The organism is Streptomyces sp. SCSIO ZS0520, from assembly GCF_025643355.1.
Taxonomy (GTDB): domain Bacteria; phylum Actinomycetota; class Actinomycetes; order Streptomycetales; family Streptomycetaceae; genus Streptomyces; species Streptomyces physcomitrii.
Window position 1 is genome coordinate 905,658 of sequence record NZ_CP092644.1, and the last position, 16,241, is coordinate 921,898.

Annotated in this window: 14 protein-coding genes; 8 read left to right on the plus strand and 6 right to left on the minus strand. The window is 71.9% G+C overall.

Translation table 11 applies throughout. From position 1 onward, the window contains the following. The first annotated feature begins 40 nt into the window (after window positions 1-40). The 3 genes from MID12_RS03090 to MID12_RS03100 all read left to right on the plus strand — a co-directional run bounded on the left by MID12_RS03090 (window position 41) and on the right by MID12_RS03100 (window position 2,534). Window positions 41-412, plus strand: a complete 372-nt coding sequence (locus MID12_RS03090) for an NTP pyrophosphohydrolase (protein ID WP_040256118.1) — start codon at window positions 41-43, stop codon at window positions 410-412. Between the two features lie 180 nt (window positions 413-592). Continuing rightward, complete coding sequence (locus MID12_RS03095; RefSeq protein ID WP_052482074.1) at window positions 593-1,600, plus strand: hypothetical protein; 1,008 nt, start codon at window positions 593-595, stop codon at window positions 1,598-1,600. Between the two features lie 124 nt (window positions 1,601-1,724). Continuing rightward, entirely contained in the window at window positions 1,725-2,534 is an 810-nt protein-coding gene (locus MID12_RS03100; protein ID WP_263164712.1) for a M23 family metallopeptidase, read from the plus strand. Between the two features lie 84 nt (window positions 2,535-2,618). On the opposite strand, the gene MID12_RS03105 is transcribed toward MID12_RS03100, so the two are convergent. The 6 genes from MID12_RS03105 to MID12_RS03130 form a co-directional block, all read right to left on the minus strand. Beyond that, the gene (locus MID12_RS03105; protein WP_263164714.1) at window positions 2,619-4,106 is read right to left on the minus strand and encodes an amino acid permease; all 1,488 of its coding nucleotides are present in this window, start codon (window positions 4,104-4,106) and stop codon (window positions 2,619-2,621) included. Window positions 4,107-4,289: 183 nt separating this feature from the next. After that, window positions 4,290-6,218, minus strand: a complete 1,929-nt coding sequence (gene dxs / locus MID12_RS03110) for a 1-deoxy-D-xylulose-5-phosphate synthase (protein WP_040246586.1) — start codon at window positions 6,216-6,218, stop codon at window positions 4,290-4,292. Window positions 6,219-6,413: 195 nt separating this feature from the next. Next, window positions 6,414-7,739, minus strand: a complete 1,326-nt coding sequence (locus tag MID12_RS03115; protein ID WP_040246587.1) for a sugar ABC transporter permease — start codon at window positions 7,737-7,739, stop codon at window positions 6,414-6,416. Continuing rightward, on the minus strand, window positions 7,736-8,530 hold the full coding sequence (locus MID12_RS03120; protein ID WP_078844703.1) for an ATP-binding cassette domain-containing protein: 795 nt from the start codon (window positions 8,528-8,530) through the stop codon (window positions 7,736-7,738). The genes MID12_RS03115 and MID12_RS03120 overlap by 4 nt, the downstream gene beginning before the upstream one ends. Before the next feature lie 156 nt (window positions 8,531-8,686). Next, a complete protein-coding gene (locus tag MID12_RS03125; RefSeq protein ID WP_078844704.1) occupies window positions 8,687-9,733 on the minus strand; it encodes a substrate-binding domain-containing protein in 1,047 nt (348 codons plus the stop codon). A 171-nt stretch (window positions 9,734-9,904) separates the two neighbouring features. Next, entirely contained in the window at window positions 9,905-11,104 is a 1,200-nt protein-coding gene (locus MID12_RS03130) for an ROK family transcriptional regulator (protein ID WP_040246591.1), read from the minus strand. Window positions 11,105-11,573: 469 nt separating this feature from the next. On the opposite strand from MID12_RS03130, the gene MID12_RS03135 reads away from it, so the two are divergent. From MID12_RS03135 to MID12_RS03155, 5 genes are all read left to right on the plus strand, one after another. After that, window positions 11,574-12,203: a DUF6230 family protein gene (locus MID12_RS03135; protein ID WP_040246593.1), complete on the plus strand. Its 630-nt coding sequence runs from the start codon at window positions 11,574-11,576 to the stop codon at window positions 12,201-12,203. Window positions 12,204-12,208: 5 nt separating this feature from the next. Then, entirely contained in the window at window positions 12,209-13,894 is a 1,686-nt protein-coding gene (locus MID12_RS03140) for a DUF6114 domain-containing protein (RefSeq protein ID WP_263164722.1), read from the plus strand. A gap of 171 nt (window positions 13,895-14,065) precedes the next feature. Continuing rightward, complete coding sequence (locus MID12_RS03145) at window positions 14,066-14,998, plus strand: SDR family oxidoreductase (protein ID WP_052482075.1); 933 nt, start codon at window positions 14,066-14,068, stop codon at window positions 14,996-14,998. Continuing rightward, window positions 14,995-15,552 carry a carboxymuconolactone decarboxylase family protein gene (locus MID12_RS03150; protein WP_263164724.1) on the plus strand — a complete coding sequence of 186 codons (558 nt, stop codon included), beginning with the start codon at window positions 14,995-14,997 and terminating at the stop codon, window positions 15,550-15,552. The genes MID12_RS03145 and MID12_RS03150 overlap by 4 nt, the downstream gene beginning before the upstream one ends. After that, the gene (locus tag MID12_RS03155) at window positions 15,545-16,168 is read left to right on the plus strand and encodes a TetR/AcrR family transcriptional regulator (protein ID WP_205616925.1); all 624 of its coding nucleotides are present in this window, start codon (window positions 15,545-15,547) and stop codon (window positions 16,166-16,168) included. The genes MID12_RS03150 and MID12_RS03155 overlap by 8 nt, the downstream gene beginning before the upstream one ends. Window positions 16,169-16,241: the final 73 nt, after the last annotated feature.

A 16,241-nucleotide genomic window follows, 5' to 3' on the forward strand; every position in this document is an offset into this window, starting at 1 on the left:
CGCACCCCGCTCCCGCAGACCCAGGAAGGCCGTGACCGGCATGACGACGCTACTGATCGTGGACGCGGCGAATGTCGTCGGTTCGGTGCCGGACGGCTGGTGGCGGGATCGCGAGGGGGCCGCCCGGCGGCTGCGGGACGCCCTGGTGCCGTACGCCGGGGCGGGCCTCGCCGAACGGCCGGGACCGCTGGACATCGTGCTCGTGGTGGAGGGTTCGGCGCGCGGGGTGGAGCCGGTGCCGGGGGTACGGGTGGATCCGGCGCCCGGCAGCGGCGACGACCGCATCGTGGCGCTGGTCGCCGAGGCCGGGGCGCCCTGTGTGGTGGTGACCGCGGACCGCGAACTGCGGCGCCGGGTGGCGGCGCTGGGCGCCGAGACGGTCGGGCCGCGGACGGTGTACGGCGGCCGGTGAGCGAGCGGTGTACGGCGGCCGGTGCGCGGGCGGGTTGCCGGGCCGGCGGTGTCGCTGCGTGATATCTGTGCGGAATGCAACAACCCCTGAGGCTTTCTTGTCGCGGACATGCCAACTGATTAGCGTGAGCGTGCCGCGCCGATCCGAGGCGCCTCACTGAACCGATCGGGGAGCGTACACATGTCCGTACATCCGACGCGACGGCGCACGACCACCGCCGTCCTTTCCGCCCTCGCCGTCCTCGGCCTCGCCGCCGCCGCGCCCTCGGCACTCGCCGACGACTCGGCGAGATCGACGCGCGTAGCTGCCGGTCCCGTCTCCTGGTCCGCCGCGCTGGACGAGGTGAACGCCGACGACGCCAACGTCCGCTGGACGGACGGCGCCCTGCGGCTGCGCGGCACCACCCTGCGCGCCGCCTCGGCCGAGGGGACGCGGGGCCACGGGACCCAGGTGCTCGCGGCGAAGAAGCTCGACAAGCAGGTCAACCGGGTCCGGGCCGAGCTGTCGGGCACCGTCCCCGAGGGCACCGTCCTCGTCGACGTCCGCGGCCGGGCCGCCGACGGCAGCTGGACCGAGTGGCGCGAGGCGACCGGCGCCGAGGCCGTGCTCCCGCGCACGGTCCGCACCGTGCAGGCGCGCCTCACCTTCCAGGACCCCAAGGGCGAGGCGCGGGTGAGCGATCTCCGGCTGACCGCCTCGCGCGGCGCCGAGCAGCCGGGCCGTGAGCGCGCCGGAGCGGCCGCCTTCTCCGCCCAGGTCTTCGCCACCCGGGAGGGCCTGGTCGGCGGCACCACCGCCAACGGCCATGTCATCCAGCCGAACGACCACTTCGTCGCGCTGCCCTCCCGGCGCGGACTTTCGCCCAACGGCTCGGGCGACTTCTCGGTGGAGGTCTGCGGCCCGGTCCGCTGCGAGACGGCGCCGGTGTGGGACGTCGGCCCCTGGAACACCCGCGACGACTACTGGAACCCCTCCGCCGAGCGCGAGTCCTTCCAGGACCTGGCGCAGGGCATGCCGGAGTCGCAGGCCGCCTACGAGACCGGCTACAACGGCGGCAAGGACGGCTCCGGGCGCACGGTGCTCAACCCGGCGGGCATCGACCTCGCGGACGGCACCTTCTACAACGTCGGCCTCAACGACAACGGCTGGGTGACCGTCACCTACCTCTGGACCGGCGCCGCCAAGTAGGCCTGCCCCAGAGCGGTTGAGAACAGCCGGGAGCGAGCACAACCGAGATCAGTGGGGCGCCGGCCGCACCTGCGCGGCCGGCGCCTCTCCCCTGCCCCGCCCTCCCCAAGGAGCTGATATCCCCATGCCTCTCAGACGCCTGCTGTCCGTCCTCGCCGTGACGCTGCTCGGCTTCCTCGGTCTGACCGTGCCCTCGCAGGCGCAGCAGGCCCCGGAACCGGGCTCCCGCGCCGCGCTCGCCGCGCCGAACTTCCGGGCACCCTTCCCCTGCGGCCAGAAGTGGACCTACAGCCACCACTCGGCCGAGGTGCGGCGCGCGCTGGACTTCGTCCGCGCCGACGGCGGGACCACCGCGGGCACCCCCGTCCTCGCCTCCGCCCCCGGCCGGGCCACCCGGCACTCGCAGCCGAGCGGCGCCGGCAACTACATCGTCATCGACCACGGCGGCGGCTGGACGACCTACTACTTCCACCTGTCCGCGTACTCGGTGGCGGACGGGGCCCAGGTCGCCCAGGGCCAGCAGATCGGGGTCACCGGCTCCACCGGCAACTCCAGCGGGGCGCACATCCACTACGAGCAGCTGCTCAACGGCGTCGGCCAGAACATCGTGATCAACGGCCAGGGTCTGGCCTACCCGGGCTCGTACAACCAGTACTTCCTCACCAGTGACAACTGCGGTGGCGGGCCGACCAACTTCACCACCTGGGGCTCGGGCGTGAACGTGCGCGCGGACGCCAAGCTGAACGCCGCCGTGGTGACCACGCTCAGCGGTCCGACCGCGGTCTTCGTGGAGTGCCAGAAGCAGGGCGACACCGTGACGGCGGAGGGCTACACCAACAACTGGTGGAGCAGGCTGCGCGACCAGCGCGGCTTCATCTCCAACATCTTCATCAACCATCCGGCCTCCCAGCTGCCGGGCGTGCCGCTCTGCTGAACTCCCGCTCCGCACAAGGGCTCCCGGTCCCCCGCGCGGTGCGGGCGGCCGGGAGCCTTTCGTACGGGGCCGGGTGCGGCGGGGTCAGCCGCGTCCGGCCTTCTCCCTGAGGCCCAGGCGGCTGTGGCCGCGTCCGTAGAGGAAGTAGACGACCACCCCGATCACCATCCAGACGGCGAAGCGCACCCAGGTCTCGGCGGGCAGGTTGAGCATCAGCCACAGCGAGGCGAGCACCGAGGCGATCGGCACCAGCGGGACCAGCGGGGTACGGAAGGCGCGGTGCAGGTCGGGGCGCCTGCGGCGCAGGATGACGACCCCGACGGCGACCACCACGAAGGCGAACAGGGTGCCGATGTTGACCAGCTCGGCGAGTTCGTCGATGGAGGTGAACCCGGCGAGGGCCGCCACGATCACGCCGAGCAGGACGGTCGAGCGGTAGGGCGTCTTGAAGGTCGGGTGGACGTGGGAGAAGGTCCGCGGCAGCAGTCCGTCGCGGCTCATCGCGAAGAAGACCCGGGTCTGGCCGAGCAGCAGGATCATGCAGACCGAGGTCAGGCCGACCGCCGCGCCGAAGCTGATCAGTCCGGACCAGAAGGGGTGCCCGGTGGCCTTGAAGGCGTCCGCGAGCGGGGCGTCCACGGTGAGCTTGTCGTACTTCTGCATCCCGGTGACGACGATCGAGACCAGGACGTAGAGGGTGGTGCAGATCAGCAGCGAGCCGAGGATGCCGCGCGGGACGTCGCGCTGCGGGTTGCGGGTCTCCTCGGCGGCGGTGGCGACGATGTCGAAGCCGATGAAGGCGAAGAAGACCACGGCCGCGGCGGTGAAGATGCCCATCACGCCGAAGCTGGCCGGGTTGTAGCCGAACATCAGCTGGATCAGCGGGGCGGTGATACCGCCGCCGCCCTCGACGCTCTCGGCGGGCGGGATGAAGGGGTCGTAGTTGGCGCCGGTGATCAGGAAGGCGCCGACCACGATCACGATGAGGACGACGGTCACCTTGACGGCCACCACCAGGCTGGTCACCCGGGAGGAGAACTTCACCCCGGCGACCAGGATCCCGGTCAGCACCAGGACGAGGACCGCGGCGAGCAGGTCGAAGCCGAAGGTGCCGTCATGGGTGCCGCTCAGCTCCCGCGGCAGGTGCCAGCCCGCGTTGTCGAGCAGCGAGCGGATGTAGCCGGACCAGCCGACTGCCACCACCGCGCAGCCCAGGGCGAGTTCGAGGACCAGGTCCCAGCCGATGATCCAGGCGGGGAACTCCCCGAGCGAGGCGTAGGAGAAGGTGTACGCGGAGCCCGCCACCGGCACCGTGGAGGCGAACTCGGCGTAGCACAGGCCGGCCAGGGCGCAGACCACGCCCGCGACCACGAAGGCGAGGGCGACCGAGGGGCCCGCCGTCTCCTTGGCGATCTTCCCGGTGAGGACGAAGATGCCGGTGCCGATGATGACGCCGACGCCGAAGACGGTGAGGTCCAGGGCCGACAGCGACCTGTTCAGCGCGTGCTCGGGTTCCTGAGTGTCCTCGATGGACTGCTCGACACTCTTCGTCCTGAAGAGGTTGCTGCTCACGGGTACCTCCCACGCTCGTCGTCCTCGACATGATCGAGAGGGCAGGGAGAGTACGTATGCCCCGAACGGCCCGATTCACGCGAATGGGCCGGTCCCAACCACCCGTACAGGGTGCGGGGACCGGCCCGGGGCCCGTCCGGAGCGGACCGGCGGGCGACGGGCCCGCCGGTCCGCTCCGAGGGGTCAGTCGCGGGCGGGCTCGACCGTCTGCGAGGCGTTGTCCGGGGCGTCGTAGCGGCCGTCGAGCTTGGCCACCAGACCGGTGACCTGGCGGGCGATGTCGGGCGCGGTGAGGCCGATCTCGGTCAGGATCTCGCCGCGGCTGGCGTGGTCGAGGAAGCGCGGCGGGATGCCGAAGTCGCGCAGCGGCACGTCCACCCCGGCGTCGCGCAGCGCCTGCGAGACGGCCGAACCGACGCCGCCCGCACGGGAGTTGTCCTCGACGGTGACGACGACCCGGTGCTGCTCGGCGAGCGGGGCGAGCGCCTCGTCGACGGGCTTGACCCAGCGCGGGTCGACGACGGTGGTGGAGATGCCCTGCTTGTCCAGGAGGGCGGCGATCTCCAGGCACATCGGGGCGAGCGCGCCGACGGAGACCAGGAGCACGTCCGGCTTGCCGCCCGCGGGCTTGCGCAGCACGTCCATGCCGCCGACCCTGCCGACCGCCTCGACGGAGGGCCCCACGGCGCCCTTGGAGTAGCGCACCACGGTCGGCGCGTCGTCCACCGCGACGGCCTCGCGCAGCTGCTTGCGCACCTGCTCGGCGTCGCGCGGGGCGGCGATCCGCACCCCGGGCACGCACTGCAGGATCGACATGTCCCACATGCCGTTGTGCGAGGCGCCGTCGCTGCCGGTGACCCCGGCCCGGTCCAGGACGAAGGTGACGCCGCACCTGTGCAGGGCCACGTCCATCAGGAGCTGGTCGAAGGCGCGGTTGAGGAAGGTGGCGTAGACGGCGAAGACCGGGTGCAGTCCGCCGGTGGCCAGGCCCGCGGCGGAGACCGCGGCGTGCTGCTCGGCGATGCCCACGTCGTAGATGCGGTCCGGGAAGGCCTCGGCGAACTTCTTCAGGCCGACCGGCTGGAGCATCGCGGCGGTGATGGCGACGATGTCCTCGCGCTCGTGGCCGAGCTTGACCATCTCCTCGCCGAAGACGGAGGTCCAGTCGAGACCGGCGGCCTTGGTGGGCAGTCCGGTGTCGGGGTGGATCGGGCCGATGCCGTGGAAGCGGTCGGCCTCGTCCTGCTCGGCGTGCTTGTAGCCGCGGCCCTTCTCGGTGATGCAGTGCACGATGACCGGGCCGCCGAAGCCCTTGGCGCGGGTGAGCGCCGACTCCAGGGCCTCGATGTCGTGGCCGTCGATGGGGCCGACGTACTTCAGGCCGAGGTCCTCGAACATGCCCTGCGGGGCGATGAAGTCCTTCAGGCCCTTCTTCGCGCCGTGCAGGGTGTCGTAGAGCGGGCGGCCGAGGACCGGGGTGCGCTCCAGGAGGTCCTTGCCGCGGGCGAGGAAGCGCTCGTAGCCGTCGGTGGTGCGCAGGGTGGCCAGGTGGGTCGCGAGGCCGCCGATGGTCGGGGCGTAGGAGCGCTCGTTGTCGTTGACGACGATGACCAGCGGGCGGTCCTTGGCGGCGGCGATGTTGTTCAGCGCCTCCCAGGCCATGCCGCCGGTGAGGGCGCCGTCCCCGATGACCGCGACCACGTGGTCGTCCTTGCCGCGCACCTGGTTGGCCTTGGCGAGCCCGTCGGCCCAGCCGAGCACGGTGGAGGCGTGCGAGTTCTCGATGACGTCGTGCGCGGACTCGGCGCGCGAGGGGTAGCCGGACAGGCCGCCCTTGGCGCGCAGCCCCGCGAAGTCCTGGCGGCCGGTGAGCAGCTTGTGCACGTACGACTGGTGGCCGGTGTCGAAGAGGACCTTGTCCCGGGGCGAGTCGAAGGTGCGGTGCAGGGCGAGGGTGAGCTCGACCACACCGAGGTTGGGGCCGAGGTGGCCGCCGGTCTTCGACACCGCCTCGACCAGGAAGGTCCGGATCTCTGCGGCCAGCTGGTCGAGCTGCTCCTGGCTGAGCCGGTCCAGATCGCGCGGTCCCGTGATGCGGGTCAGCAGCGGCACCCGTGCCTCCTTGCGCTTAGGGCTCTTCGAGCGTTTTTCCGGATCCTCACGTCTTCCGGATCCAAGGAGTCTAATGTTTCGCGTTCGTCCATGAAGGGCGGGCGGTCGATTCGGGCCGCGCGGTGCCCGCACACGGCGGTGCCCCGCGCCGGTGCGGCGCGGGGCACTGCCGGGTTCGGGCCACGGGCCCCGGGGTCAGGCGCGTCCCGCGGTCTTCTGCGTGCGGCGGGAGACCGAGTCGATGACGACGGCGGCGAGCAGCACCGCGCCGGTGATCATGTACTGGATCTCGCTCGCCATGCCGAGCAGGTTCAGGCCCTGCTGGATGGACTGCAGCACGAGCATGCCGAGCAGGGCCGACCAGACCTTGCCCCGGCCGCCGAAGAGGCTGGTGCCGCCGATCACGGCCGCCGCGATGACCAGCATCAGGGTGTTGCCGGAGCCGAGGTTCTTGGTGGCGCCGCCGGCGGTGCTGGCGATGAACAGGCCGCCGAAGGCGGCGAGCATCCCGGAGATGCCGAAGACGGCGATCCGGATCATGTCGACGTTGATACCGGCGCGGCGGGCCGCCTCGGCGTTGCCGCCGACCGCGAAGACCTTGCGGCCGAAGGTGGTGCGCCGGGCGACGAAGTCGGCGATCACCAGGACCGCGAGGAAGAGCACCAGGGCGAGCGGCAGGCCGCGGGCGCCCTCCGGCTCGTTCAGCTCGTAGGCGACGACGAAGGAGATCACCGCGACGACGGCGGTGCGCAGCACGATCTCGCTGACCGGGCGGGAGGGCAGGTCGGCGGCGCGGCGGCGGCGGGTCTCCCACAGCAGCGAGGCCGCGTAGGCGAGGACGGCGACGAGGGCGACCCCGTAGCCGACGGCCTTGTCGGCGAAGTAGTGGCTGGTGAGGTTCTCGACGATGCTGCCCTCGGGCGTGTTGATGCTGCCCTCGGAGCCCATCAGCCAGATCTGCAGTCCGCTCCAGCCGAGGAAGCCCGCGAGGGTGACCACGAAGGCGGGCACGCCGACCTTGGCGAAGAAGACGCCGTGCAGGGCGCCGATGACCAGTCCGCAGACGACCGCGAAGAGCACCGCGGTCCAGTCGCTCCAGCCGTGGTTGACGCTGAGCACCGCCCAGATCGCGGCGCCGAGTCCGGCCACCGAGCCGACCGAGAGGTCGATCTCGCCGAGCAGCAGGACGAAGACGATGCCGACGGCCATGATGCCGAGGCCGGAGGTGAAGACGGCGATGTTGGCGAGGCTGCTCGCCGACAGGAAGCTGTCGTTCTTCGCCTGGAAGATGATCGCGATGACGATCAGGCCCACCACCACGGGCAGCGAGCCGAGTTCACCGCCGCGGATCTTGCGGACGAACTCGGTCCCGTAGCCCTTGAGGCCCTGCTCGCGCACGAGCAGGCGCGGGTCCACGGCGGGGATGGGCGCCGCCGATCCCCCGGCGGCCGGGTCGGCCGGGTCCTTCACCGCGGTGGCGGTCTCCTGCGGCTGCGCGGAGTTCTTGGCGAGGTCGCTCATCGCGCGTCCTCCTTCGTGAGCGTCCGCGCCTTGCGACGGGTGACGGCGTTGTCCGTGGCGCCGGTGATCGCGGCGATGATCTCTTCGTGGGAGGTGTCGCGGACGCTGAAGACACCGTTGTTGCGGCCGAGGCGCAGCACCGCGACCCGGTCGGCGACGGCGCGCACGTCCTCCATGTTGTGGCTGATGAGGATCACGCCGTGGCCGCGCTCGCGCAGCCGCTCCACCAGGTCGAGCACCTGGGCGGTCTGCTCGACGCCGAGGGCGGCGGTCGGCTCGTCGAGGATGACCACCTTCGGGTCGCCGATCAGGGCGCGGGCGATCGCCACCACCTGGCGCTGGCCGCCGGAGAGCGAGGCGACCGGGATGCGCACGCTCGGGATGCGGATCGAGAGGGTGTGCAGGAGCTCCTTGGCGCGCTTCTCCATGCCGATCTCGTCGAGCACCTGGACCTGGCGCAGCTCGTTGCCGAGGAAGAGGTTGGCGACCACGTCGAGGTTGTCGCAGAGCGCGAGGTCCTGGTAGACGGTGGCGACGCCGAGGTGCTGGGCGTCCTGCGGGCGGCCGATGCGTACCGGCCTGCCCTCCCACTCGATACCGCCCTCGTCGATCGGGTGGACGCCCGAGATCGTCTTGACGAGGGTCGACTTGCCTGCGCCGTTGTCGCCGACGAGGGCGACCACCTCGCCGGCGTGGATCTCCAGGTCTACGTCGGTGAGTGCCTGGACGGCACCGAACCGCTTGGAGACTCCGCGCAACGCCAGCACGGGCGTAGCGGACACGTGAATCATCTCCTTCACCGCCTCACCGGCGGGACGGGAGCGCCCCGGCCGGAGCGCTTGATGCTGTGCGGGGGACGGTGCCCGTCCCGCTCCGCGCGCGGCGGAGGGGACGGGCACCGGGAGCCGGGCGGCCCGGCCGTCGAACGGCCTCGCCCGGTGGGGTGGTTACTTGATCCCGGCCTCGTCGCAGTACTTCTTGTACTTCGGCGTGCAGATCTCGGAGGCCTTGTAGACCTTGTCCCGGACGATGGTGTCGGCGATGTCGTCCTTGGTGATGACCTGGGCGTCGTACAGCTTGGCCGGGATGCTCTTGAACTCGCCGCTCAGGCTGTCGACCTTGGTGTCGGTGAGCGCGCCCAGCTTCTCGCCCTTGAGCAGGCGCACCGCGATCTCCGCGGTGGTCTCCGCCTCGGGCTTGATCTGCTTGTAGATGGTGAAGGTCTGGTCGCCCTTCAACAGGCGCTGCAGGCCCGCGAGTTCGGCGTCCTGGCCGCCGACCGGGACCTTGATGCCGCGCTGCTTGAGGGCGGTGATGATGCCGCCCGCCATGCCGTCGTTGGCGGAGTAGACGGCCTGGAAGCCGTCCTTGCCCTTGCTGTCGATCGCGCTGGCCATCTTCCGGTTGGCCTCGTCCGGGGACCAGTCCGGGATGTCCTGCTCGTAGACGATCTTCTTGACCTTGCTGTCGAGCACCGAGTGCGCGCCGCGCTTGAAGAAGGGGGCGTTCGGGTCGGTCGGCGAGCCGTTGATCATCACGACATCGCTGTTCTTGGCGTCGTCGCCGAGCGCCTTGACCAGACCCTCGCCCTGGAGGCGGCCGATCTTCTCGTTGTCGTAGGAGACGTAGGCGGCGAGCGGGCCCTCGGCGAGGCGGTCGTAGGCCACCACCTTGACGCCCTGGTCCTTGGCCTTCTTCACCCAGGACTTGGTGGCCTTGTAGTCGACCGAGTCGAGGATGATCACCTTGACGCCCTGCGTGAGCAGCGCCTCGAACTGCTTCTTCTGGGTCTCGGTGTCCTGCGAGGCGTTGTTGTACTTGACCTCGCAGTCCGAACACAGCGACTTGATCTTCGCTTCCATGATCGGACGGTCGAAGGTCTCGTACCGCGTGGTCTTGTTCTCCGGCAGGAGCAGACCGATGGTCTTACCGTCACCACCGTCGGCCTTGTCACCGTCGCCGGCCTTGCCGCACGCGGCCGTCGCCAGTGCCATGGAAACCGCGACCGTGCCTATGACGGCGCGACGCGCCATTGCGTTCATCTGGGGTGCCTCCCTGACACGAGGCCGCGTCGTCGCGGCCGAGGTGGCTGGAAGTCAACTCGGCCGCGAGGTCGTCGTCAAGGAGTAAATCCTTAACGAGATGACAACGGTGCCATACGTGAACTAAGTGAAGGCTGGCAGTGAAGCCTGGAGAGAGCCGTCGAGCAGGGCGGAATCGCCCATCTCGCTCAGCGCCAGAGCAAGCGCGCCCAGCACCTCCGCACGGCCGCCAAGTGCCCCCGGGAGCACGGAGAGCTGCCGTGCCGCGCTCGGGATCGCATAGCGCCCGACGGACTCCCGGATGGGCCCGAGGACGAGCTCCCCGGCCTCCGCGAGGTCACCCCCGAGCACTACCCGGCTGGGGTTCAGGAGATTGCAAAGATTTGCCACACCGCTGCCGATGTGGCGGCCGACGTCGGCGACCACCCGGCGGCAGCCCGGATCGCCGTCCCTGGCGAGCCGCACCACCCGCCCCATGGTCAGCTCGGTGCCGTGGCTCGCCTGGAGCAGCGGCAGCACGTACCGGGCGGCGGTGAAGGTCTCCAGGCAGCCGCGGTTGCCGCAGCGGCACACCGGCCCCGCCTCGTCCAGCGTGATGTGCCCGATCTCCCCGGCGGTGCCGCCCGGCCCCCGGTAGATCTTGCCGCTGATCACGAGCCCGGCGCCGACACCGCTGGCCACCTTGATGTACGCGAGGTCGCGCACCCCGCGGCCGCTGCCCCAGACCAGTTCGCCGAGGGCGCCGAGGTTCGCGTCGTTGTCCACGTGCACCGGCACCCCGAGCCGCCCGCGCATCTCCTCGGCGGGCCGGGTGCCGGACCAGCCCGGCAGGATCGAGGTGGAGCCGAGGGTGCCGGACTCCACGTCGATGGGCCCGGGGACGCCGAGGCCCACCCCGGCGATCTTGGCGCGGTCCACGCCGGTCTCGCCGATCAGCCGGGAGACCAGCTCCTCGGCGCGGTCGAAGCCCTGCGCGGCGGAGGCGTCCACGTCGAGCGGCTCGGACTCCTCGGCGAGCACCTGGTGCGCGAGGTTGCCGATCGCCACCCGCAGGTGCTCGTGGCCGAAGTCGACGCCGATGACGATGCCCGCGTCGCCGCTGAGCGAGACGCTGCGGGCCCGGCGGCCGCCCGCCGAGGTCGGGGTGACCTCGACCGTGCCGCCGTCCTTCAGCTCCCGGACGATATTGGAGACGGTCGCGGCGGACAGGCCTGTCGTACGCGCGATCTCGGCCTGCGTGAGCGAACCCGCGAGGCGTACGGCGCGTACGACCCGCTCCAGATTTGCCCGGTGCAGCGACGACTGCGACCCCGGAGTCTCCATCGACTCATCCACTCCTGCCCGTTCCCGGCGGCACCGGGTGCCGCCCGTGACCGGGGTCCGAGACGCAAGAACGCGCAGGGGCCCGCGGCGCTTACAAGTTGTGAAGACCAAGCTCCGCTCTTCTGGTATTGGGCGTCAAGTCCTTGAGGCGATCCAGTACCTGGACTCTTGTTCACGTTTCACCTGGACTTCCGTCGCCCGCGACATGCCGGAACACCTCGATCCGCCGCCCTGACGAGGGGCGGAGGACTCCGCGGCCGGGCGGCCCGGCGAGCGCTTTCCCCCGCGGGGCCGCGGGGCGGCTTGTGTTCAGAGTCCCAAGGCAAGGCGGCCCGCGGCCGGTTCCCCGAAGATCCCGGCCGAGGACGCCGCTCGCAGGAACAGGGATTCATGTACGTCAACGGTCTTCCATGTACATGACTGTTCGCCAATACTGTCCGGCAACCTGCAACGGCTTCGGGAGGCAGTTGTGCGCGATGAATCCAGCGGTGGGCCCACCCCCCGCAGACCACAGGGCCGTACCTCGTGGCGCAGGACGGCCGCCCTCGCGATACCCGGCTTCCTCGCCGTGGGCGCGCTGGCGGTGATGATGTCCGAGGGCGCGCTGGCCGCGAACTTCGCGGTCTCGGGGACCAACTTCCAGGTCAGCTCCGGAAAACTGACCAGCGACGGACTCGCCTCGTACGTGGACGTGGACCGCTCCGTGGACGGCAGCGGGCACCCGGTGTCCCTGCTGGCCCTCAACGACGTGAAGCTCTCCGACATCTGCCAGTCGACCCGGGTGAAGACCCCGATCGGCACGGTCGTCTTCCGGCTCCGCGCCGGGGGCAAGGCCGGCGAGGTCACCGCGGACAAGCTGGTCATCGACGCCGACGACCTCTCCGGCGACTCGCGCTTCCGCAGCGCCCAGATCGGCCGGGACGCCTCCACCCTGGACGCCGTACCGGGGGTGAAGGGCAAGCGCGGCAGCTTCGGCCTGCAGGTGGAGGGGGTCGAGGTGTCCGGGGTGCGCTCGCGTGCCTGGTCGGCCGTGGGCGGCAACTTCAAGCTCAACGGCATGAAGATCAACGTCGGCCTGGGCGGCAAGGGATGCTACTGAGGACCGTGCGCCGCACGGCGGGCGAGGGCAGGCGCGGCTCCGCCCGCCGCCGCTGGGGCGAGAGGCTGGACGCCCGCCTGCCGCTGCCCGGGGCGCGGGCCGCCTTCCGCGACTGGCGCGGGCGGCGGCCCTTCTGGGGCGGGCTGCTGCTGATGGCCGCGGGCGCCGAGCTGCTGCTCGTGCCGCTCTCCCCCATCGGCGTCCTGATCAGCCTAGGCATCGGCGGGATCGCCGCCATCGGGATCGGGCTCGCCCTGATCCTGGCGGGCGCCTTCCTCTGGGCCGCCCCGCACGCCCGCGCCTACGTCAGCCTCAACGCCCTGCTCCTGTCCGTGCTCTCCTTCGCGGCGACCAACCTCGGCGGCTTCGTCCTCGGCACCGTGCTCGGCATCGCGGGCAGCGCCCTGGGCTTCGGCTGGACCCCGGCCGCCGATCCCGCCGACCCCGCCGGGAGCGAGGGCGGGGCCGGGGAGAAGAGCACCCCCGGTGGCGCCCGGGAGGACCGCAAGGTCCGCGGCACCCTCGCCGTACTGCTGCCCTTCGCCCTGCTCGCGGCGCTGCTCGGCTCCGGGGCGCCCGAGGCGCGGGCGGCGGACCCCGGCGGGCGCGCGGACTCCGGTGGGCGCGCGGACTCCGATGGGCGCGCAAAGGCCGCCGGTCGCGTGGAGGCCCGGCTCGCGGCGGGGGCGCCGCAGGCCGGTGCGGTGCCCGCCGCCATCACCACCACCCGGTTCGCCCCGAAGGGCTTCGCGCTCTCCGGGATCACCGAACTGCCCACCGCCCAGGGCCCGATGAAGGTGATCGTGCTGCGGATGGCGGCCGCCTCGCTGGAGAACTACCGGATGACCACCCGTGATCCGGGGGCCGCGCACGAGCAGCTGACCGCGGACGACCTGGAGATGCGCGGCCATGTCACCCTCTACATGAAGAAGTTCTCCGGCTGCATCGAGGGCATCCTCTGCCTCAGCTTCTCGCCCGAGACGCTGCCCACGCCCCCGATCATCCCGCCCTTCGTCTTCATGACCGAGGTGAAGGCCGAGCAGGCCCTGGTCACCACGGACGAACTCCTCGTGGACGGGCTCGGCATCACCTCGGGACCCGGGCCGGGCGCCGCCGTCGACCCGGAGAAGGGCCGTCCCCCGGCCACCGGCGACGAGAAGCCGCCCTCGCCCGCGAAGCCCGGCCGGCAGCCGGACGGCTCCGGTCAGCAGCCGGACGATCCGGGCCAGCAGCCGGGCACCCCGGCCGATCCGCCCTCCGGAGAGCCGGATCCGGACCACCCCGCGGAACCGGACCCGCCCTCGGACGGCCCCGGCACCGAGCCGCCCTCGAAGCCGGACCCCGCCGAGGTGCTGAGGATCCGCTCGCCGGAGCGGGAGCGGGGCGACAAACCCTGGTGCGAGAAGGTCGGCCTGACCCTGGCCAACACCGGCAAGGGCACCGTGAAGGACGCCGCACTCTCCTTCCGTACCCACACCTTCGGCGCGCTCGGGCACGACTGGGGCGCCACCGAGGCGAAGCCGGTACGGCTCGACCCGCTGAAGGGCGGCCGGAGCGTGACCCTGCGGCGGACGGTCTGCGTCTCCCCCGCCCTCGGTCTGGTCCTGCTGACCGGCGGCCACCTGGAGCACCAGGTGCGCATCGAGCAGCCGGGCGGGAAACCGCTCACCGCCGAGGTGCCGCGGCGCTGAACTCCGGTGCGGGGGACCGGAGTCGCCGGCCCGTGGCCCGCTCCCGACGGGGGCGGGCCACGGGTTGGGCCGTGCCCCGGCACGGCCGCCGGGGCGGCACCGGACCGGCCGCCGCGGACAGCTGAACACCTTTCATGTACACCATCGTTCGCCAACGTTAGGGTGCCCCGCATGAAACGACCCGAACTGCACAACCTCAGTGGCCGACGGGTTCTCCTCACCGGCGCGGCGGGCGGCATCGGCCGGGCCACCGCGCTGCTCGCCGCCGCCGAGGGCGCCGAACTCTTCCTCACCGACCTCGACGAGGCCGGGCTCACCCGTACCGTCAAGGAGATCCGGGAGCAGGGGCGCGCGACGGGCTGCCACGCGCTGGCCGCGGACCTCACCGACCCGTCCCAGGTCGAGGCGCTGGCCGCCCACTTCCACGCCGAGGCGGGCCCGATGGACATCGTCATGAACATCGCCGGGATCTCCACCTGGGGCACCGTGCAGGACCTCGGGCCCGCCGACTGGCGCGCGATGGTCGAGGTCAACCTGATGGGCCCGATCCATGTCATCGAGCAGTTCCTGCCGCCGATGATCGCGGCGGGGCACGGCGGCCACCTGGTCAACGTCTCCTCGGCGGCCGGACTGCTCGGCCTGCCCCGGCACGCCGCGTACAGCGCCGGGAAGTTCGGGCTCCGCGGGGTCTCCGAGGTGCTCCGCTTCGACCTGCGGAAGCACGGGATCGGGGTGAGCCTGGTCTGCCCGGGCGCCGTGGACACCCCGCTGACCGAGACGGTGCGGATCGTGGGCGCCGACACGCAGAGCGCCTCGTACCGCAGGTTCCACCGCCTCTTCCGGCGGGTGGCGGCGAGCCCCGAGGCGGTGGCGGCCGCGATCTGGGACGGGGTGCGCGACAACCGGTACCTGGTGCACACCTCCCCCGCGGTACGCGCCCTGCACCACGCGGAGCGCTGGGCGCCGCCGCTGTACCGGGCGGCGATGCGGGGCCTCGGCGCCCTCGCCGACCGGGTGCTCGACGCCCCGGGCGAGAGCACCAGGAGACGGCCGGAGCAGGGCGGCGGCGCCGGGCTCACCGGGCTCACCGGCGGTGCCCGGTGAGCGGGCCCCGTATCCGCCCCGGCTCGCGCGCCGAGGTCGGCCGGGTCATCTGGGGCTTCAGCCGGATCGCCGGCCTGGTGAGCGGCACCCGGCCGCCCGCGCTCTTCCTGGTGCTCGGCCGCCACCGGCGGCTGTTCTGGGGCTGGCTGCGCTTCGCCGGGCGGCTGATGCCCGGCGGAAAGCTGCCGCGCCGCGAGTCGGAGCTGGTCATCCTGCGCACCGCCCATCTGCGCGACTGCGCCTACGAGTTCACGCACCACGTCCGGCTCGGGCGCCGGGCGGGCCTCGGCCGCGAGGACATCCGGCGGATCCAGGAGGGACCGGACGCCCCGGGCTGGGGTCCGCGGGAGCGCGCCCTGCTCGCGGCCGTCGACCAGCTGGAGGACAAGCGCGATCTGGACGAGGCGGCCTGGAAGCGGCTGCGGGAGCATCTGGACGAGCCCGCTACGATCGAATTCCTGCTGCTCGTCGGCCACTACCAGATGCTGGCCACCACGATCGGCACGCTCCGGCTGGAGCCCGACCCCCGACGCGGAGGCAGACCCCGTGGCTGAGACCTCTCAGGACCAGGTGAGTTCCGGACCGCTGCCCAGTGGCCGGCACCGCCTGTCCCGGGAGCAGGTCGTCGCCTCGCAGCGCGGCCGGATGCTGGCCGCGATGGCCGAGACCATGATGCAGAAGGGGTACGTGGGCACCTCCGTGGCCGAGATCATCCGGCGCGCGGGGGTGTCCCGGGAGACCTTCTACCAGCAGTTCCGCTCCAAGCAGGACTGCTTTCTGCAGGGCCTCGACACCGCCCTGGAGATCTTCAACCAGCTGCGGATGACGGTCCCCGACTCGGGCCGCGCCCCCGAGGAGGTCTTCCGCGACCTGCTGCGCGGCTACCTCGGCACCCTCGCCGCGCAGCCCGCCCTCGCCCGCCTGTTCCTGGTGGAGGTGTACGCGGCCGGGCCCGAGGTCCTGGAGCACCGCAGGCAGGCCCAGTCGCTCTTCGTGGCGGCGATGGCCGAGGTCTTCGGCGTCGAGTCCGAGGAGGACCGCTTCGCCTGCGAGGCTGTGGTGGCCGCCGTCGCCCAGCTGGTGACGGCCCACCTCGTCGCGGACGACATCGAGGGGCTGAAGGCCCTGGAGGGCCCCATGACGCGGCTCGCGGTACGCCTGCTCACCTGAACCGCCGCCCCCGGCAAGGGAGTTCGGCAGACGCCCGCTCAGCGCGGCGCACCGGCACCCGGAAGCCCGCCGC